The organism is Kribbella sp. NPDC050459, assembly GCF_040655315.1.
GTDB lineage: Bacteria > Actinomycetota > Actinomycetes > Propionibacteriales > Kribbellaceae > Kribbella.
Genome location: NZ_JBFAJQ010000016.1, coordinates 64,549 through 82,210 on the forward strand (window position 1 = coordinate 64,549; position 17,662 = coordinate 82,210).

General features: G+C 69.1%; 19 protein-coding genes. 10 read left to right on the forward strand and 9 right to left on the reverse strand.

All coding sequences use genetic code 11. The features are described from left to right. Positions 1 to 3: 3 nt before the first annotated feature. The 3 genes from AB0I12_RS36360 to AB0I12_RS36370 form a co-directional block, all read right to left on the reverse strand. Entirely contained in the window at positions 4 to 1,506 is a 1,503-nt protein-coding gene (locus tag AB0I12_RS36360) for an FAD-dependent oxidoreductase (RefSeq protein ID WP_359938931.1), read from the reverse strand. A gap of 74 nt (positions 1,507 to 1,580) precedes the next feature. Continuing rightward, positions 1,581 to 1,958: a VOC family protein gene (locus AB0I12_RS36365; protein WP_359938934.1), complete on the reverse strand. Its 378-nt coding sequence runs from the start codon at positions 1,956 to 1,958 to the stop codon at positions 1,581 to 1,583. A gap of 48 nt (positions 1,959 to 2,006) precedes the next feature. Continuing rightward, positions 2,007 to 2,564 carry a hemerythrin domain-containing protein gene (locus AB0I12_RS36370; protein ID WP_359938937.1) on the reverse strand — a complete coding sequence of 186 codons (558 nt, stop codon included), beginning with the start codon at positions 2,562 to 2,564 and terminating at the stop codon, positions 2,007 to 2,009. Between the two features lie 682 nt (positions 2,565 to 3,246). On the opposite strand from AB0I12_RS36370, the gene AB0I12_RS36375 reads away from it, so the two are divergent. The 3 genes from AB0I12_RS36375 to AB0I12_RS36385 all read left to right on the forward strand — a co-directional run bounded on the left by AB0I12_RS36375 (position 3,247) and on the right by AB0I12_RS36385 (position 4,540). Further along, positions 3,247 to 3,753 carry a pyridoxamine 5'-phosphate oxidase family protein gene (locus AB0I12_RS36375; RefSeq protein ID WP_359938940.1) on the forward strand — a complete coding sequence of 169 codons (507 nt, stop codon included), beginning with the start codon at positions 3,247 to 3,249 and terminating at the stop codon, positions 3,751 to 3,753. After that, on the forward strand, positions 3,753 to 3,974 hold the full coding sequence (locus AB0I12_RS36380) for a DUF2945 domain-containing protein (RefSeq protein ID WP_359938943.1): 222 nt from the start codon (positions 3,753 to 3,755) through the stop codon (positions 3,972 to 3,974). The genes AB0I12_RS36375 and AB0I12_RS36380 overlap by 1 nt, the downstream gene beginning before the upstream one ends. Before the next feature lie 113 nt (positions 3,975 to 4,087). Next, positions 4,088 to 4,540 (forward strand): SRPBCC family protein, encoded by a 453-nt coding sequence (locus AB0I12_RS36385; RefSeq protein ID WP_359938945.1) that lies wholly within the window; start codon positions 4,088 to 4,090, stop codon positions 4,538 to 4,540. A 10-nt stretch (positions 4,541 to 4,550) separates the two neighbouring features. Here the strand turns inward: AB0I12_RS36385 and AB0I12_RS36390 are convergent, their stop codons facing one another. Next, the gene (locus AB0I12_RS36390; protein WP_359938948.1) at positions 4,551 to 4,925 is read right to left on the reverse strand and encodes a hypothetical protein; all 375 of its coding nucleotides are present in this window, start codon (positions 4,923 to 4,925) and stop codon (positions 4,551 to 4,553) included. Between the two features lie 173 nt (positions 4,926 to 5,098). Next, entirely contained in the window at positions 5,099 to 5,341 is a 243-nt protein-coding gene (locus AB0I12_RS36395) for a hypothetical protein (protein ID WP_359938951.1), read from the reverse strand. A 947-nt stretch (positions 5,342 to 6,288) separates the two neighbouring features. On the opposite strand from AB0I12_RS36395, the gene AB0I12_RS36400 reads away from it, so the two are divergent. Continuing rightward, positions 6,289 to 7,113 carry an aminoglycoside adenylyltransferase domain-containing protein gene (locus tag AB0I12_RS36400; protein WP_359938954.1) on the forward strand — a complete coding sequence of 275 codons (825 nt, stop codon included), beginning with the start codon at positions 6,289 to 6,291 and terminating at the stop codon, positions 7,111 to 7,113. A gap of 220 nt (positions 7,114 to 7,333) precedes the next feature. On the opposite strand, the gene AB0I12_RS36405 is transcribed toward AB0I12_RS36400, so the two are convergent. Beyond that, complete coding sequence (locus AB0I12_RS36405; protein WP_359938957.1) at positions 7,334 to 7,639, reverse strand: hypothetical protein; 306 nt, start codon at positions 7,637 to 7,639, stop codon at positions 7,334 to 7,336. Positions 7,640 to 8,058: 419 nt separating this feature from the next. Between AB0I12_RS36405 and AB0I12_RS36410 the strand changes: the two genes are divergently transcribed. From AB0I12_RS36410 to AB0I12_RS36425, 4 genes are all read left to right on the forward strand, one after another. Further along, a complete protein-coding gene (locus AB0I12_RS36410) occupies positions 8,059 to 8,943 on the forward strand; it encodes an oxidoreductase (protein WP_359938960.1) in 885 nt (294 codons plus the stop codon). Between the two features lie 425 nt (positions 8,944 to 9,368). Next, on the forward strand, positions 9,369 to 10,292 hold the full coding sequence (locus tag AB0I12_RS36415; RefSeq protein WP_359938963.1) for a hypothetical protein: 924 nt from the start codon (positions 9,369 to 9,371) through the stop codon (positions 10,290 to 10,292). Between the two features lie 72 nt (positions 10,293 to 10,364). Then, positions 10,365 to 10,574 (forward strand): hypothetical protein, encoded by a 210-nt coding sequence (locus tag AB0I12_RS36420; protein WP_359938966.1) that lies wholly within the window; start codon positions 10,365 to 10,367, stop codon positions 10,572 to 10,574. After that, a complete protein-coding gene (locus AB0I12_RS36425) occupies positions 10,516 to 10,824 on the forward strand; it encodes an enolase C-terminal domain-like protein (RefSeq protein ID WP_359938969.1) in 309 nt (102 codons plus the stop codon). Before AB0I12_RS36420 ends, AB0I12_RS36425 begins: the two co-directional genes overlap by 59 nt. A gap of 2 nt (positions 10,825 to 10,826) precedes the next feature. On the opposite strand, the gene AB0I12_RS36430 is transcribed toward AB0I12_RS36425, so the two are convergent. Further along, entirely contained in the window at positions 10,827 to 11,297 is a 471-nt protein-coding gene (locus tag AB0I12_RS36430; protein WP_359938971.1) for a VOC family protein, read from the reverse strand. A 201-nt stretch (positions 11,298 to 11,498) separates the two neighbouring features. Here AB0I12_RS36430 and AB0I12_RS36435 point away from each other — a divergent pair, with 201 nt between their 5' ends. Then, positions 11,499 to 12,725: an MFS transporter gene (locus AB0I12_RS36435; RefSeq protein WP_359938974.1), complete on the forward strand. Its 1,227-nt coding sequence runs from the start codon at positions 11,499 to 11,501 to the stop codon at positions 12,723 to 12,725. Beyond that, positions 12,722 to 13,186, forward strand: a complete 465-nt coding sequence (locus tag AB0I12_RS36440; RefSeq protein ID WP_359938977.1) for a helix-turn-helix domain-containing protein — start codon at positions 12,722 to 12,724, stop codon at positions 13,184 to 13,186. The genes AB0I12_RS36435 and AB0I12_RS36440 overlap by 4 nt, the downstream gene beginning before the upstream one ends. Before the next feature lie 28 nt (positions 13,187 to 13,214). Here AB0I12_RS36440 and AB0I12_RS36445 read toward each other — a convergent pair whose 3' ends face one another. Together AB0I12_RS36445 and AB0I12_RS36450 are read right to left on the reverse strand one after the other, a co-directional pair. Continuing rightward, positions 13,215 to 14,588 (reverse strand): NAD(P)/FAD-dependent oxidoreductase, encoded by a 1,374-nt coding sequence (locus AB0I12_RS36445; RefSeq protein WP_359938979.1) that lies wholly within the window; start codon positions 14,586 to 14,588, stop codon positions 13,215 to 13,217. 131 nt (positions 14,589 to 14,719) lie between these two features. Continuing rightward, a complete protein-coding gene (locus tag AB0I12_RS36450; protein WP_359938982.1) occupies positions 14,720 to 17,497 on the reverse strand; it encodes an AAA family ATPase in 2,778 nt (925 codons plus the stop codon). Positions 17,498 to 17,662: the final 165 nt, after the last annotated feature.

Sequence of the window (17,662 nt, forward strand, 5' to 3'; positions counted from 1 at the left end):
AGCTCACGACTCGGGCTTGGCGAGCGGTTCGGTGGCTGGACCGTCCAGAACCGCGCCGTCGGGTGCGAAGCGGGAGCCGTGACAGTTGCAGTCCCAGGTCGTGTCGCCCTCGTTCCAGCGCAGCGGACAGCCCAGGTGGGTGCAGACCGGTACGACGGTGTGCAGCCGCCCTTCATGGTCCAGGTATGCCCCGACTGTCTTGCCGTCAAGGTCGTACAGGCCGCCTTCACCGACCTCCACGTGGTCGAGGCCAGAACCGAGCAGTCGACGGAGGTGACCGGCGGCGAACTCCTTGCCCACCTTCAGGTTGTCCTGCACCAGCTTCGCCACAGACCGCGGGTCGCCGATCCGGCCGGCGTCGAACAGCGCGCTCCACCGGTTGTCGCGACCCAGCACGGTGTCGCGAAGGATGCCCGCGGCAACAGTTCCGTTGCTGAGCCCCCACTTGTGCATGCCGGTCGCGACCAGGACCGGTGAGCCCGGCGCCTTCCCGACGTACGGGAGCTGGTCCGGGGTGCTGTAGTCCTCTGCCGACCACCGGTACTCCGGCTGCACCCGCGTGCCCCACAACTCCTCGATCCAGTCGACGAGACCCTGGTACGACGCGTTCGTCTCCTCCTCGGCGCCCGTCTCATGGTCGCCGCCGACCACGATCAGCCCGCTCGGGCCGCCACCCGGCCACGGCCTGGTCGACCGGGTCGGCCCGTCGGCGGAGATCGTCATCGCTGTGGGCGCGTCGACGGGCAGCCGGACGGCGATGCCGTGGGACTGGTTCGGCCGGGTCCGCGCGAAGTACCCGCCCAGCGTTCCGAACGGCAACAGCGTCGCGACGACGGCATGGCGGGCCACGACGTGATGCCCGGTCTGGGTCTGTGCTGCGACGCCGTCGCCTTTCGCGTCGACATCGGTCACGCGGGTCTGCTCGAAGATCCGGCCGCCGGCGGCGCTGAACGCAGCCGCCAGACCGCCCAGGTAGCGGGCCGGGTGCAGCATGACCTGGTCGTCGAAGCGGACAGCAGCGGTGGCGGTGACAGGGAGTCCCATGTCGGCCGGGTCGGCGGAGTGCGCGGGAAGACCGAGCTCTCGCGCCACCTCTGCCTCGCGGTTCAGGTCGGTGTCACCGGTGGAGTAGACGAACGACGGCCCGCGGCGGAGCTCGCAGTCGATCCCGAGTCGGCGGGTGAGTTCGTCGACCTCGTCGACGGCTTCATGGTTCGCCGTGGCGTACTGCTGGGCGGCGTCACGGCCGTGCCGGTCGAGCACCGCGGCGTAGATCGCGCCGTGCTGGGACGTGACCTTGCCGGTGGTGTTTCCGCTCGTTCGCGCGCCGATCCGCCCGCCCTCGAGCAGGACGACCCCGAGCCCCTCCTGCCGCAGATACAGGGCGGTCGTGAGTCCGATGATGCCGCCGCCCACGACGACAACGTCGGTCTCCTGGTCGGCGTCGAGCGGCTCGTACGTCGGCAGGTCGGCGGTGCCCAGCCAGACCGAGTTCTGAATCGTCATGACCAGCCGGTGCCCGGTTGCGTAGCCGCCAACCGCCCGCCGTACGGGAGGAGGTCAGGTGCTCAGTGGGTCGGTCAGTAGCCGGGCAGGAACAGGCAGAACAGGTGGCCGTGCGGGTCGCGCATGACCCGCACGCCGCCGGGCTGCGGCTGGTGCGCTTCGAGGCCGGCGCCCAGGCCGAGAGCGCGATCGACCTCCCGCTCGAGGTCGTCGACCTGGATGTCCAGATGGGCCTGCATCTGCTGCGTCCCGGGTCCCTGGGGCCAGACCGGGGGCACATGGTCCGATTCCAGTTGGAAGCTCAAGCCGGGCCGCTCGCTGTCGGGGTGGCGCAAGCGGACCCATTCAGGCTCCCTGCTGACCTCTACCCAACCCAAGAGCTCCTTGTAGAAGTCGGCCAGTCGCTCTGGATCCGGAGTACCGAGGACCGTGGCGGCGAGGTCCGCGCTCATGCCGTCACCTCTCGCTGCGTCGAACGTGACACCGAGATCTCCATCGCGTCAGCGATCGGCGTGCTTCTGGACAGTCTTCTCGAGCTCGTCCTTGGACAGACCGGAGGTGCCGGCGATGTCGGCGTTACTCGCCTGCTTGGCCAGCTGTTCCTTCGTCATGTCGCCGGGCTGCTCGCCCAGGTGCTGTTTGCGGCTGGCAGCGAACGCCTCACCGAGCTCCGCCCTGCGCTCGCCGGACAGGTTGGAACGCATCCCCGGCAGGACCTTGGTCTCCTCCTCCTCGACGTGGTGGGAGACAGCGTCGACGAGATTCTGCAGAACCTTGTCGAAGTCGGCCGAGGTCGGGTCGGTGGCCGCGAGCGTGGCGAGGAGTTGGTCGGCCTCGATGTGTTCCTGCTGGCTGTGCGAGACCTCGTCCTTCTCGCCGGCCTCCGACGCCGCCACGGGATACACCTCGGCCTCTTCGGCGCGACTGTGTGCCGTCAGCAACGTGGTCAGCACGGGCAGCAGAGTGGGACGCTTCTCCGGACTGTCCTTCAACTCGTCGAACAACCGCTCGACCTCGCGGTGATCCTGCATGATCAGATCGACAACGTCGGCGCTCATCGCAGCTCCTCCCAGAGACTCAAGATGCACCGATCGGTACCCGGCCCGCCGCGGCGCATGCGCACGAAGCGCGCGCCGGGTCTCCTCAGCCCGCGCCACATCGCACCCGCACTGCCCCGGCCTCCGGCCTTGCATAGACGTTGCATAGAGCCGCGCTGTGCGGGCACCGGCCGATCTCGGATCGACCTGCGGTTCGTGACGGCGTCGGTGGTGCGGCCGGGCTTCAGTCCGACGCGGTCATGACTTGGTTGTGCGTGATCGCGATCTGCGGCGCAGTGCCGCAATCGCCACCAGCGGGACTCCGGCGGCCACGAGCGCCAGCAGCACCAGCGGGGTTCGATCCCAGTCGTTGATGTCACCGTCGGCGGCACCGCGCGGCGAGGCACTCGGCGAGGGCTCGGTGGACGGGCCTGCCAGAGGCCTCGTCGTGGAGCTTGTGCAGTACTGCTGAGCGGACTGTGAGACGCCGCCTGCCGTCCCGGCCGGACCCGCGCAGGCAAGCAACAGACACATGGCCGCCAGCAATCCGAAGTCGAGCCCGTAGCGTCCCCATTGCCTCGGGTGGATCTTCATCACACACCTGTACCCAACGCCGACCGTGAATAACATTCGCATAAGTTTGCCGCGTACAGCACCCGGACCCGGGGTACCGAGGCGGCGAAGGGACAGGTGATCAGGACACATGGCTGCTGACAACGGCTCGGTCGCGACCGTGGCGAAGCTGGTCGAACGGGCGACGATCTGCATGTTCACCACCATGACGCCGGACGGGCAGCACGTTGCGCGGCCGATGGCAGTGCAGGAGGTCGAGTTCGACGGCGATCTGTGGTTCTTCGCGTACGCCGAATCGGTGAAGGTCGGTGAGATCGGCGCGAACCCGCAGGTCAACGTGTCGTTCTCGAACTCCAAGCAGAGCGAGTGGACCTCGATCGCCGGCCGCGCCGAGGTGATCGTCGACCGGGCGAAGGCGGAGGAGTTGTGGTCCGCGCCGTTGAAGGCGTGGTTCCCCGACGGCCCGGAGACGGCCGGACTCGTCCTGCTCAAGGTCCACGCCGATGCCGCCGAGTACTGGTCCGGGCCGAGCAGCAAGGTCGTGCGCCTGCTGGGGGCCGCGCGTGCGGCCGTGACCCGCGACCCGGACAAGTTCCCGAGCGAGAACGAGACGGTCGACCTGTCGGGCAACGCCTGATGAGCGAGCAGAAGTTCCACCGGGGCGACGACGTCGAGTGGGACAGCCACGGCGGTACGGCGTACGGCAAGGTCGAACGCGAGATCACCGAACGGACCGAGGCCGGCAGGCGAACGGTCGACGCCTCACCCGACGAACCGCAGTACCTGGTACGCAGCGAGAAGTCCGGCGGTACGGCGGTGCACAAACCGTCCGCGCTCCGTCGTAGGAGGTCGAAGTAATCCGCCTCGGGCTCGGAGTCGGTCGGGCATCGCAGCGGCCGGTGCATCGTCGACCTGCTGAACACCGGGCAGAACGATCTGAGCGTAGGACAAACCCTTTGGAGGTAGGACAGATGGGCACCATCACGCAGTCGATCGACGTGGATGTTCCGGTGACGACGGCGTACAACCAGTGGACGCAGTTCGAGTCGTTCCCGCAGTTCATGGAAGGCGTCGAAGAGATCCGGCAGCTGGATGCCACGCACAACCACTGGGTGGTCAAGGTCGGCGGTGCGACCCGCGAGTTCGACGCGACCGTGACCGAGCAGCACGCCGACGAGCGGGTGGCGTGGAAGTCGGACTCCGGTCCGCGGCACGCCGGTGTGGTGACGTTCCACAAGCTGTCCGACACCAGCAGCCGGGTGACCGCCCAGATGGACCTCGACCCCGAGGGCTTCCTGGAGAAGCTCGGCGACAAGGCCGGTGTCGTCGAGGGCCGCGTGAAGGGTGACCTCCAGCGCTTCAAGGAGTTCATCGAGAGCCGCGGCACCGAGACCGGCAGCTGGCGGGGCGACGTACCGCGGTAGTAGCCGCCGGTTACCGCTTCGGCCTCGGGCCGGCCGACCGGAACAACCAGGGCCGGACGCGCCCGCTGACGAACGGCAGCACCACCCAGGTGAGTAGCGCGGTCAGCGTGCAGGAGCTGATCGCGAGCAGCGCCGGTTGCGGGAGGCCCGGGGCGATCCAGCGGAGAAGCGTTGCCAGTCCGAGCAGGATCGGGTACACCGCGAGCCAGGTCAGCAGGAACGACTTCCAGCGGGGTGACGTGGTCGGCACGGTGAACCAGCTGTGCAGACCGTCGGCGGTGGTGCGCCGTACGTCGGACAACTCATTGCCGCGGGCAATCAACTCGATCCGCCGCGCGGAGTTCTCCCAGGTGTCGAGGTGGCGGCGGTCGTCGAACAGATGCACGAGATGGTTCAGTCCCTGATCGTCGTGCAGCCGGACGGAGGCGAGGTGCCCGTCGCTGCCTTTCGCCGCGGCGTCGAGCTCGGCCGCCCAACGGTCGAACTCGGCCTCCCCGCCCGGGCCGCACGACCCGCGTCACGACGACCGTCACGCCCTGGGGACGTACCACCGGGCCGTCAGTCCGGCGGCTCAACAGGCTGACCTTGACCGGCGTCGGTGACGTCCTGGTCGTCCGGCAGGCGTCGGTCGTCGTCAGGATCAGTCGACTCCGGCCCGGGGGAGCGTTGGCCTTCGTCGTGCTCCACCTGGTCGAAGTGCAGTCCGCCCTTGTCGAGTTCGCCGCTCTCCAAGGCGTCATTGACCTCGGTATCGGAGACGGTCCCCTGCTTGTCGTCGAGACCAGGCCGTTCGAAGCTCATCGTCCACCTCCGGTGACTCGCGTGGACCCCCACCATCAGGACCGCTTCGAACCAGCCGCCCCGGGGGAGGCGCAGTCCGGTGCCCCACCGCGCCGGCACTGAAACCTTGAGGCCCGCGGACGGGGCGCCGGTGAGCCGAGTCAAAGTGCTCCGCGCCGGGCACCGAGATCGATTGCCAGGACGAGACCCGGCCTTCGAGCTTGGCTGCACTCGGCCTGGCCGGTGCGGCCCGACGCGAAGCGATCCAGTACGGCCCCAGTACCCAAGGCCAATCCCCAGATCCCGCTCGGCCGATGCTCAGCCGCCTTGGGCATCTGGGCCTCATGGACCACGACGAGAGCCCGGTCCTCGACGCGTTGGCGGACTACCACCGGCGGGACTACGCGACCTTCTGCCCACCCGGCCACAAACAGGGCCGGGGACCGCGACCCCAGTGAGTGCTGATCTCGTCCGGCCATGGATGTCTCACCCCGGCCGGCGTCAGCAGCTTCCCCGTCCTCGCCGCCTGCGCGTCCTGCAGCTTGACCGTACGGCCGACGACCTAGAGCTCCTTGCCCCGGTACCGGCCGACACCCGCTGGCCTTGAACGCCTTCAGCCACTCCTGGGCTCGGCGACGTCGGAACGGTTGGCCGGTGTGTGCGGGGGAGGACTGTTGCAGGCATGGCTTAGCAGGATGTCCGATCCGGTTGTGCATGCCGACGCTGCGTTCGGGCGTTGGGTCAGCAACCTGGATTCATCGGTGTCGACGCCGGGGGCCAGGAGTTCGGGCCGGGCACGGATTGGCTGTTGCAGTTGGTGGCCAATGATTGCTCGCGGCACACCGTGCGGCGCGACCGAGGATCACATCGCGCACCGTGCAGCCACAGCCGCGCCCGATCGTCCTCGCCAGCATGGTCCTGGTCCTGGCTACGGTGGGCCTTTCCGGCACCCTGACATAGGAGAACTTGTGACCCTCCCAGCCCCCGTCCAGGACCTGTGCGACCACTTCCTGTTGCTGGCCGAGCAGGAGCTCCCCACAGGGCTGCTGACCGGGCTCTATCTTCACGGTGGGTTGGTCTTCGGCGAGTGGGCGCCGCGGGAGTCCGACGTCGACTTCGTCGCCACGCTCGCCCACCGGCCGGAGCCGGCGGAGGTGGAGGCGCTGCGAGGCCTCCACGCGCAGATGGTGGCGTACTCCTCGATCCGGTTCGACGGGCCGCACGTGCTCGCCGCCGACCTGGCACGCGATCCGCGCACGCTGTCTCCGGTGCCGGAGATGATCCCCACCAGGAAGCTCGAGATTCTCGTCTCGCCGTCACGGATGATCACGTGGCACGAACTGGCCCGGGCCGGGATCACGGTCACCGGCCCAGAGCTGTCCACTCTCCGGATCTGGACCGACAAGCAGGCGCTGCATGACTACACCGTGGACAACCTCGACACCTACTGGCGCAGCAACGCCGAAGGCCTGGTCCGGGCAACCCTCGCCGACCTCCCAACGGACCAACGCGAACGCGATTATCTGCTCACGCACTGCATCCTCGCCTCCGTGCGTCTGCACCACCTCTTGGTCACCGGCGAGATGACCGCGAAGTCCCGCGCCGGCCACTGGGCATTGACCCATTACGACGAGCGCTGGCACCGGGTTCTGACCGAGGGCCTACGCCTGCGCGACGCCACCGGCACTTCCGGCTACGCCGACCAGGCCGATCTACTCGCGGACGTCCGAGACTTCCTGGCGCACGTTGTGGAGACCGCCACCGGCAAGCCCGTGGCCCCGACCAACGCCTGATAACCCTCCATCTGGTTCGCGACGGCGAGCCGGCGCGCTCGGTCGACCTGCGATGTCGCGCCGAGCGGGCAGCAGAGGGGGTCGCAATCCGGAAGTCACTCACGGAGCGTCGTGGGTCCCTCGAGAGCCATCGCGAGAGTCGTCTTGCTGGACGCGGCGAGTTTCGATCGCGACCTGCTGGCCAAGGTTGCGCCGGCGCGAACCCTAACCCTCAGGTCCATCAGACACCCATTAGTCCGGATAAGGCCTCCTCCAGCCGGGTCCGGCGATCGGTCCACCGCATCGGGCGTACGTCGACACTGCCGACCGCGAGCACGTCGAACACCACGAGCGACGCGGGTCCTGCGGGTGCGAGGCGGCGTCGTACGGTCGCCACGGTGTTGACCATTCGCTGTCGCAGCGCGTCGAAGTCGAGGCGGGCGCCGTTCCGGACCACCAGTTCGCCATCGAGAACGCAATCCACGCCGATCTGGGTCTGCAGCGCCGCTTGGATGTCGGGGAACTTCGCGGTGAAATCCTTGCGCACCTCACCGCCCTGGCAGCGGCGCCGGCCCGACCCATTGACTGAACTTTCACGCCGGCAACCGCTTCCACCCTCGGCAGTCCGCGGCCAGACCTTGCGCTGCCCGCCAGTTCTTGGTGACGAGCGGGGTAGCCGTCGTCGGGGCACTGGTGCCATGGTGGGTGATGGGGAGTGGTCTATGCCAGGGGGAATTATGGATCAGACAGTCGTAGGCAGATGCGATTCAGGTACTGGGCGCGGAGCCGACCGTGGCTAGGGATCAAGGCGCAGGCCCAGTCCCCCGTGTAGCCGGTGAGCCGGCTTGGCGTTTCATGCAGGCCCCAACCGCAAGCAACTTGGTCGGGATCGACGTCGTCAACCGCGAGATTGTCTGGGCCTGCGGTAGTTACCAAGGCCCAGGAGAAGATCCCGGTCCTGGAGCCGTGATCCGCACCATTGACGGCGGGCGGGCCTGGCAGGACGTCACCCCTCCCGGCGGCGAGCATTTGGCCTTTCATGATCTCGAGGCGTTCGACCACAACAATGCCCTCGCGTTGGCGGTCGGTGCTGGCGAGCTCTCGAAGATCTATCGGACCGCTGACGGCGGCCAAACCTGGGATCTGGTGTTCGCAAACCCGGCCGACGGCCCGTTCTACGATGGGATCGCCTTCTTTGACCACGACAACGGGATAGCCGTGAGCGATCCCGATCCCGATCCCGATCCCGTTCAGCGCAAGTTCGGCATCTTGACCACCAGCGATGGCGGCCGGAGTTGGCACGTTGCCCCCAGTAATGGAATGCCTCTGGCGCTGTCCATCGAAGGTGTCTGGGCGACCGGGACCAGTCTGGTCGCCAAGGGGCCTCGGGACGCTTGGTTCGGCACCGTGGCCGAACCAGACAACTCACGCCTGTTCCACACGCGCGACCGTGGTCGTACCTGGTCGGTGGCCAGCACCCCGATCCCCGCCTTGCCGGCGGACCGGGGCATCGTCTCACTGGCGTTCTGGGATACCCATCACGGCTTGGCCCTTGGAGGTGGTTGGCCCGACACCAACCGTCCAAGCGTGGCCGCTGTGACCACGGACGGGGGCGCGACATGGGCACAAGTCGGTTCACCAACCGGCTTCCGCACCAACATGGCCCTGGTGCCGACGAGTGGAGGCGACACCGCCATTGCCGTTGGCTACACCGGCAGCGACATCACCACCGACGGTGGGCGTAGCTGGCAACTCTTCGACCAAACCGACCTACGCGGCATCGACTGCGCACATGGCAGTTGTTGGGCCGTAGGGATGGGCGGCCGGACCGCCGAGCTAATGCGACGATGAGCGCACCCTACGCCCAGTACTGCCAGCCTCGACCAGGCCAGCTAGTTCAGTGAAGGACTCCGTCCCTCTTCAGCTCGAACCGGGAGCTGCCGGGCATGGCGTGCTCGCCGGGCTGTTCGACCGCCGGGGTCGGGTCCGGTCCGACCGGACCGACGAGATCGGGCGTCGGGTTGGCCGCTTTGTGAATGTTGCTAGCAGCAACCGGTAGGCACCGCCCCTGGGTCTCGCGAGTCCGTGCTGGACCGTCTCAGCTCAGCCGGTACCGGTTTTCTTCGTCGGCGACGGACACTGGGGCGGCGGCCAGGCACACAGCGTTCGTTGCCCGCTACAACCAGACATCGGACTCTGACTGCCGCAGGCGTGAGGCGGTCAGCGCTGAGCGGACGACGTTGCCCGGGCCGGATCGTTCTGCGCATGGTGGAGAGGTGGACACGGACGCGGTGGCGGTGGAGCTCTACGGGTTGGAGCCCGAACTGTTCACCACCGCGCGTAACCAGGTCGCGGAGACCGCCCGCGACGCCGGCGATGATCAGTCCGCCGCGGTGATCATGGCGCTGCGCAAACCCACCCTCGCCGCTTGGCTCGCCAACCAGTTGGTGCGCACCGACCCCGACGGGATTCACGCACTGACCGAGCTGGGGGAGGACCTGCGCCAGACCTACCTGTCGGCCGATGCGACGCGTCGCCGTGAACTTACCCGGCTGCGCCATGACCTCGTGAGTAATCTCGTGCGCACAGCGCGAGAACGCGCCGCCGGCGGACGCCGCGTCACCGCACAGACCGCCGAACGGCTGACCGAAACCCTCGACGCCGCGCTGGTCGATCCCGGCGCGGCGCAGCTGCTCCGTACCGGGCAACTGACCAGCGCCCTGCGACACGTCGGGTTCGGCGTGGTCGACGAAAACGGCGACCCAGCCCGGCTCGCGCCCGTCCGGCCCCGAGTCGTACGGAGCTCATCGCCTCCCCGGAAGACCCGGCCGGCCGCGGCCGCCGTCCAGCGGCAACCGTCAGCCGCGAAGAGGCGACCGACGGTTGATACGACACTGGCCAGTCGCCGGAACGCGCAACGCAAACGACTCGACCAGGCCGAACACGACTACGCAGCAGCGGAAGCTGAACGTGAACAGGCCGAACGGGTGCTGGACGCGCACCAGCACCGTCTCGCGGACCTCGAAGCCGATCTCGTGCGGTTGAACGAGCAACTCGAGCAGACCCGGCAGACGCTGCGGGCGGCCCGCAAACAGACTTCCCGTCTGCAATCCGCCTTCAACCAGGCCGCGCGCAACGCCGCCGCGGTGAAGAAGCGCCGCGACATCGAGAACCAGCGGCTCGACGCACTCGAGCGTTAGTGGCGGCCGCATACGGACCGGACGATGGGGCACCGGGGGAGGGGCATCTGTCCGCGCTGAGAGGAGAAGGCCATGGCCGAGACTCGAGCGAGCCAGAGCAACAGTCGCGAGTGGACCAGCGAGCAGGTTCAGCAGCTACGTCAACTTGCCGGCGGCAACACTCCGGTCGGCGTGATGAGCATCAAGCTGGGACGCTCTGAAGCCGCTGTCCGGTCCAAGGCCGATGCCGAGGGCATTTCCCTCGCGCCCGCGAACCGACCGCCGTACGGCGAGATGCGCTGACCACTGCGCGACGTCTGGCCGGTGTCGAGCGACAGTCTCGACGGTCTGCGGCACGTGCGGTCGCATCGCCGCCCTCGCCGCGGTCCCGAACCTGCGCCACCTGGAGTGGTTCCATGATCACGTCCGGATCGAGCAGATGCTGTTCGACGGCACCGTGGACCCGCACGGTGGAACGGTGACCCCGAGCAGCGAACCGGGCAACGGCCTGACCTGGCGCGCGACCGCCGCTGCGCCGTACCGGGTGATGTGAGGTCAGTCTCTTCCCGGGATGCGTTGGGTGACTTCCTGGAGGACCCAGCGGTTGCCGTCGGGGTCGTCGAAGATCGCCTGGCTGACGTACGAACGGCCGGCCGGGTCGCGGCCTGGCTGGGGTGGTTGTCCGGGGGCGGCGTGCCAGATGTCGCCGACGTCGATGCCGCGGGCGATCAGCTCGGCGTGGGCCGCCTCGATGTCGTCGACGATCAGCAGGAGGCGCTGCAGCGGTCCGGCGGTGGCCGGAGCGAACTGGATCGATGCCGGCGAGCCCGGCGGCGTGAACTGCACACCGCGCACCTTTTCGCTGAACTGTGCGTCGATGTCGAGACGCCAGCCGAGGCGCTGGTAGAACGCCTTCGCGCGGTCGAAGTCGGTGACCGGGATCGGCGTCGCCTCGAACCGCATCGGGACTTTCGCGAGGTCCTGTCCCTCGGGTGGCGACGGGATGGTGAGCTCGGCGTTGCTCATGCTGCGCTCCTTCGATTTGTCAGCTGATGACCGTCCTTTCACTGTCGCGCCACGGCCGGCTGGTCACACCAGTGAGTTCCACGGGCGACCACCCTGGTGTCAGCACCGTGTGGCCGAGGTCACACCCGTTGCTGGATTGCTGAGAGCAATTCAGGTGTTCTGAGTTTCATCGCGCAACTCAGCCTTGGAAGGACTCCCGGCATGACCACCCTCGATCTTCCTGTTGCGGCCGGCTCACGGTCGCGTCGCGTGCTCGGCCGGCGCGGCAGTTTCTGGACCGCCGCAGCGGTCGCAGGGATCAGCCTCTGGACGAGCGCCGCTCCCACCACGTCGTACCCGCTCTACGCCAAGACCTGGCACCTCACCCCGACGGCGACGACGGCGATCTTCGCGGTCTACCCGGTCGTGCTGGTCGCGTTCCTGTTGCTCTTCGGGCAGCTCTCGGACTTCATCGGCCGGCGAGCCACGATGCTGTACGGCGTCGGCGCCATGCTCGTCGGCGTGCTGCTCTTCGCGCTCGCCCCGTCCGTGGCCTGGGTGTACGCCGGCCGTGCGTTCATGGGCGCCGGCGTCGGTCTCGCGTTGACCCCGGCGACCGCAGCGGCAGTGGAGTTCAGCGCTCGCGGCAAGGCCGACCGGGCCGCTCCGATCACGACGGCCGCGACCGCGGCCGGGCTGGCGCTGGCGACGATCGTCGGGGGCGGACTCATCGAGTACGCGCCCGCTCCGTTGCACCTGGACTTCTGGGTCCTGCTGGCCGTCGTCGCGGGCGTGTTCGCCGCGGTCTGGGCGATGCCGCGCCACACCAAGGACGAGGCTCAGGGCCGTTGGCGGCCGCGGGGCGTGACCGTCGCGAAGGGCATCCGACTGCTGTACCTGGCCGCGGCTCTCGCCGTCACCGCCGCCTACGCGTTCGGCTCGGTCTTCCTGGCCCTCGGCGCCCAGATCGTTCGTGACCTGGTCGGCACCGGCAACATCTTCGTCATCGGCCTGCTGCTCGCGATCTTCTCGGTCGCCACCGGGACGACAGCGATCATCGGCCGCCGCTTCCCCGCGCGTCGTCTGGTCCCACTGGGTGCCGTGCTCACGATCGTCGACCTCGGCCTGCTCGAGCTGGCCGCGACCGCGCACTCGCTCCCGTTCTTCGTCGCCACGACCGCGGTCGGCGGCACGGCGTACGGGCTCCTGTTCTCCGGTGGTCTGGGCCTCATCGGCACCCACGCGCCGGCGCACCACCGTGGCGCGACGGTCTCGGCCGTCTACCTCGTCGCGTACATCCTGCAGGGCGCGGCAGCCCTCGCTCTTGGCGTGGTCGCGACCGCTGCCGGCCTGAGTACTGCGTTGCTCCTCGGAGTGACCGTTATCGGTACGCTGGCCCTCCTGGTCCTGGCGGCTACCTTCGCACTCACCCGCAAGGAGGTTGCATGACAACCCAGCCGAGCTGCTCGATCGCCCGGACTCTGGAGTACCTGCGCGACCGCTGGACCTTCCTGATCCTCCGTGAGGCCCACCTCGGCACGACGCGGTTCGCGGACTTCCGGGACTACCTGGGGATCGCCCCGAACATTCTCACGAACCACCTGAACGACCTGGTGGATTCGGGCCTGCTGGAGAAGCGCGAGTACCGCGAGCAGGGGGAGCGAACCCGTTCGTCGTACCACCTGACACCCGCGGGCGAAGACCTCAAGCTCGTCCTCGCCGCCCTCCAGCAATGGGGCGACGTCCACGTGCCGCGCAAACAAGGCCCGACCGTCCTCCGGCACGCGAAGGACTCCGGCGAACTGGTCAACGTCACCTTCACCACCGAGAGCGGTACGCCGGTGGCGACCGAGGACGTGAGCTTCGACCCGGCCCCCGGCCTGCAGTCCAACCGCACCGGTTGGCGCTGACCGCAACGGACGTGGCGGTCGTGCTGAGCTAGCAGGCGTCAGGGCCGGCGGGCGGGATGGCGGCCGAGAGGTTGCAGACGGCTTGCAGGAACGCCTCGGAGAACGTGGGGAACGGCTGGATGACGTCCACCAGAACCGAGACCGGGACGCGGGCCCGGATGGCCACGGTCGCCTGTTGGAGCCATTCGCCGGCCTCGGGCCCGACGGCGTACGCGCCGGTCAGCTGATGACCGTCGGAGACGACGGCGAGGAAACCGGGGCGCACGTCGTACGAGTGGGTGTACGTCGCGGTGCGGGCGACGCCGGCCAGGGAGACGGTGGCGGCGTACAGCCCGACGCCGGACCCGACGGCTGCTGCCTGTGGATCGGTGAAGACCACGCGAGGTACGGCGTCGTAGTGGGCCTCGCGGTACCGGCCGAGGATGTTGTCGGCCACGACCCGGCCCTGGTACTTGCCGACATGCGTGAGCTGCCACAGCCCGGTGACGTCGCCGATGGCCCACAGGCCGGGCCCGGCGGCGAGCCGGTTGTCGACCGGGATGCCGCGCGGATCTGGTTCGATGCCGACCGTCTCCAGTCCGAGCCTGGCTGTGCGCGGTTGCCGCCCGGTGGCGACCAGGAGCCGATCACCGTGGACGTCCGTGCCGTCGGGGAACTTGATGACATAGTCGTCGCCGTCGCGGCGCGCACCGGCTGCGAACCGGCCGAGACGCAGCTCGATTCCGTCGGACTCGAGGACAGCGCCGATCGCCTCCCCGACCGCATTCGGCTCGCGCGGCAGGACACGCGCACTCGCCTCGACCAGCACGACCGACGACCCCAGACGGCTGATCGCCTGGGCCATCTCGACTCCGGTCGGTCCGGCTCCGAGGATGAGCAGCCGTGCCGGGATCTCCTTGGCGCTGGTGATGTGGCGGCTGGTCCACAAGCCCTGGAGCCCGGCCAGTCCGGGGATCGGCGGCAAGGCAGCGTCCGAACCGGTCGCGATCACGATGTGCTCCGCGGTGTACGTCGTACCGCCGACCGCGACGGTGTGCGGCCCGGCGAGCCGCCCGGTGCCGCGCAGGACCTGCAGACCCGTACGCTGCGCCCACGCCTCCTGCCCGGCATCGGAGTAGCCGGACACCACGAAGTCACGCCAGTCGAGAGCCGCGCCCGGGTCCAGGTCACCGGTCAGGGCCTCACCTGCGCCCGGCACCTGGCGGGCCGCTGACAACACCTCCCCGGGGCGGAGGAGGGTCTTGCTCGGGATGCAGGCCCAGTACGAGCACTCGCCGCCCATCAGTTCCCGCTCCACGACTGCAACTCGCAGACCACCGGCGGCGATGGCCGCGGCACAGTGCTCACCGGGCGGTCCCGCGCCGATGACGATGGCATCGAAGTCCCAGCAGTTCGTGGCCATGGCGGCCTCCTCGGGAATCCTGCGAGCGGCGGCGGCGCGACGTGTTCAGTCTCGATCGGCGGAGCCGGTTCCGTCGCCCGGGTGTTGCCCTGGTCCGGCCACGGGCACGTCCGACCGGCGTGCGGCCAGGCTCAGCCGTGGGCCGAGGGGGCACCCGCGCGGAGCGCGTCGCGCAGATGCCGCCGCGCGGCGATGCCGAGCTTGGCGAACACCTTCCGCAGGTGCCACTCGACCGTGCGCGGGCTGATGAACAACTCGGCGCCGATCTCGGGATTGGTGAGACCGTCCGCGGCGAGCCGGGCGATGTGCAGTTCCTGCGCGGTGAGCTTCTGCGGCGTCGTCGCCGTCTGCTTGCGGACCGAGTCGCCGGTCGCGGCGAGCTCACGGCGGGCCCGTTCGGCGAACGCGTCCGCTCCCATCGCCGCCAGGGATTCGTAGGCGATCCGCAACTGTTCGCGTGCCTCGGTACGGCGGTTGGAGCGGCGCAGCCATTCGCCGTACAGGAGCCTGGCCCGGGCGAGCTCGAAGCGGACGCTGGTGCGTTCGAGCCGGTCGATGGCCCGCCGGTACAGGTCCTCTGCCGCTGAGCCGTGGCGGAGCTGGGCCGCGCTCCGGGCGGCAACGCCGAGCGCCCAGTTGGTGCCACTCGCCCGGCTGAGCCGGGTGAGCTGCTCCACTGCGTCAGCCGCCGTGCCTGGTTCTCCGGCCCGCGCGGCCGCCTCGATCAACTCGACCGTTCCCCAGTTCGAGACCGCCATTTCCTCCGGGTACGTGGCGGCGACCCGGACGGCTTCCAGGGCTTCGGGGTACCGGCCGAGTCCGTTGAACAGCATCGCGCGGGCCCACTGCACCAGCGACACTGCGATCCCTTCGCCCCGAGCGTTCGCGTCGGTCATCGTCGCGTCGAAGAGCGGTATCGCCTGCTCCTCGTTGCCACGGAACGCGGCCAGGCCGATGGCGCCGTACGGCGTGAGCCGGGTTTCGGACGCCTGCTCGACGGCAGTGATCTCGTCCAGCAGCGTCGAGGCGGTCGTGAGATTGCCGTTGAACAGGTCGACGAAGACCCGTGTGTTGAGCGCCAGCGGCAGTGCGCTGAGTGCTCCGGCGGCGCGAATGATGTCCAGGTGCCGGGCAGCGAGGCGATCCCAGGCATGCTCGTCCCACAGATCCGCCGCCACGGTTGCTGCCAGCCACAGGAACCGCACGCCCTCCTCGAGGGAGAGCTGATCGGAATCGAAGGTCGCGACGGCGACCTTGAGCAGTGGCGCCGCTGCGGAGTAGCCATCGGTGAGGAGTGTGGCGACGGCCTGCAGGAGCATGTCTCCCCGGCGTGGTCGCAGCGACATCGGCGCCTTGCGCGCCGCGATGGCGACGCCCAGCACGCCCGGCTTCGATGCCAGCCGGCCCGCGAAGAACGTGGCGGTCAGGGCGTCGACGTAGCTGTCGAGCGCGAGCCTGATGTCCAGGGGCTCGAGTCGGCGCGCGGCCTCGAGGAGCAGGGGCAAGGCTTCGGTGCCGCGGTTGGACGCGAACCCGATCCGGGCCCGCAGTACGTCGACGCGGGCCTGCTGCAGGTCGTCGAGGGGCCCGTGCTCGGCCACGGTCAGCAGGTTCGACGCGGCGTCGAAGGTGCCCGCGTGCAGCATCGCCTGGGCCGCGTTCAGCTGACGCTCGGACCGATCAGCCTTGTCCGGGGTCAGCATTGCTGCTCGTTCGAGAAACGCCGCCGCGGCCGCGAGACCGCTTTGTGCCTGGGCCCGGCCGGCGGAGTTCTCGAGCTCCGCGGCCACGGCCTCGTCGGGCCTGGCGGCCGCGTGGGCTCGGTGCCAGGCGTGCCGGTCGGGGTCCACGCCGGGATCCGTGGCCTCCGCGAGAGCCTGGTGGGCGGCCTGCCGCTCGGACACGCTCGCGGACCGGTACGTCACCGACCGGACCAACGGATGCCGGAACCCGACCTTGTCGCGCAGTTCGACGAGTCCGGCTCGCGTGGCCGGGGTCGCCGCGTCGTACGCGAGGCCGAGTCGTTCGGCCGCGCGCCACAGCAGGCCGACGTCGCCCAGTGGCTCGGCCGCCGCGACGAGAAGGAGTCGCCGGGTGTGGTCGGGCAGCGTTTCGAGCTGGCGACGGAAGCCCTCTTCCATCCGGCTGGTGAGTGTCGGCGTCGCGCCCATCTCCAGGCCGAAGGTGAGCTCGGTCCGGGAGAACCAGCGTGGCATCTCGAGCAGTGCCAGCGGGTTTCCGCGCGTCTCGGCCAGGATGCGGTCACGGACGCGCTCCTCCAGCGGGCCGTGGACCGCCCAATCGAGGAGTGCCGCGGCGTGCGTGTCGGTCAGGCCGTGAACTGTCAGTTGCGGCAATCCCGCCCATAGTTCGTCGTCGGTCCTTCTGGCCGCGAAGGCCAGCACCACCGACTCGGCCGCCAGCCGGCGGGCCACGAACGCGATGGTCTGCGCTGATGCGGCGTCGAGCCATTGCGCGTCGTCGATCAGGCAGATCACCGGTTGTTCCTCGGCGGCTGCCGACAGCAAGCTCAGGCCTGCCAACCCGACCAGGAACGGGTCCGGCGGTCTGCCCGCCCGCAGGCCCAGGGCAGTACCGAGCGCGTCGCGCTGTGGAGCAGGCAGGTCGTCGATCTTGGGCAGGAACGGTGCGCACAGTTGGTGGAGGCCGGCGAACGCGAGCTCCATCTCGGACTCCACGCCCGCGACCCGGAGCACCCGGCAACCTGTCGCGGCCCGGCCCAGGTAATCGAGCAAGGCCGACTTGCCGATGCCGGCCTCACCGCGCAGGACGAGCACCGAACTGTTGCCGGATCGGGCACCCTGGATCAGAGCGTCCAACGTGTCGCGCTCGGTGCGCCGCCCGCGGAGCCCCGGCCCCGGCTCCGGCTTGCGCGGTTTCGAGAACACGACTCAGACTCGCACCTCACTTCGAGCCAGGCAATGCTCAACGCGCCTGATGGAGCGGGCCAGGCGGGCCGCGGTTTCTCCCAGGAGCTGAGACCTGCCCACACCACGGGTCGGCGGGACCAGGGACCACACCAGGGTCTTCGACAGGCGCCGGCAGCTATCAAC

What these genes read in the sequence shown, in the direction of transcription:
- AB0I12_RS36420 (WP_359938966.1), top strand. Translation starts at nt 10,365, where the DNA reads ATGGCCGAGACTCGAGCGAGCCAGAGCAACAGTCGCGAGTGGACCAGC.
- AB0I12_RS36385 (WP_359938945.1), top strand. Translation starts at nt 4,088, where the DNA reads ATGGGCACCATCACGCAGTCGATCGACGTGGATGTTCCGGTGACGACG.
- AB0I12_RS36375 (WP_359938940.1), top strand. Translation starts at nt 3,247, where the DNA reads ATGGCTGCTGACAACGGCTCGGTCGCGACCGTGGCGAAGCTGGTCGAA.
- AB0I12_RS36380 (WP_359938943.1), top strand. Translation starts at nt 3,753, where the DNA reads ATGAGCGAGCAGAAGTTCCACCGGGGCGACGACGTCGAGTGGGACAGC.
- AB0I12_RS36370 (WP_359938937.1), bottom strand. Translation starts at nt 2,564, where the DNA reads ATGAGCGCCGACGTTGTCGATCTGATCATGCAGGATCACCGCGAGGTC.
- AB0I12_RS36445 (WP_359938979.1), bottom strand. Translation starts at nt 14,588, where the DNA reads ATGGCCACGAACTGCTGGGACTTCGATGCCATCGTCATCGGCGCGGGA.
- AB0I12_RS36365 (WP_359938934.1), bottom strand. Translation starts at nt 1,958, where the DNA reads ATGAGCGCGGACCTCGCCGCCACGGTCCTCGGTACTCCGGATCCAGAG.
- AB0I12_RS36425 (WP_359938969.1), top strand. Translation starts at nt 10,516, where the DNA reads ATGCCGAGGGCATTTCCCTCGCGCCCGCGAACCGACCGCCGTACGGCG.
- AB0I12_RS36440 (WP_359938977.1), top strand. Translation starts at nt 12,722, where the DNA reads ATGACAACCCAGCCGAGCTGCTCGATCGCCCGGACTCTGGAGTACCTG.
- AB0I12_RS36360 (WP_359938931.1), bottom strand. Translation starts at nt 1,506, where the DNA reads ATGACGATTCAGAACTCGGTCTGGCTGGGCACCGCCGACCTGCCGACG.
- AB0I12_RS36395 (WP_359938951.1), bottom strand. Translation starts at nt 5,341, where the DNA reads ATGAGCTTCGAACGGCCTGGTCTCGACGACAAGCAGGGGACCGTCTCC.
- AB0I12_RS36430 (WP_359938971.1), bottom strand. Translation starts at nt 11,297, where the DNA reads ATGAGCAACGCCGAGCTCACCATCCCGTCGCCACCCGAGGGACAGGAC.
- AB0I12_RS36435 (WP_359938974.1), top strand. Translation starts at nt 11,499, where the DNA reads ATGACCACCCTCGATCTTCCTGTTGCGGCCGGCTCACGGTCGCGTCGC.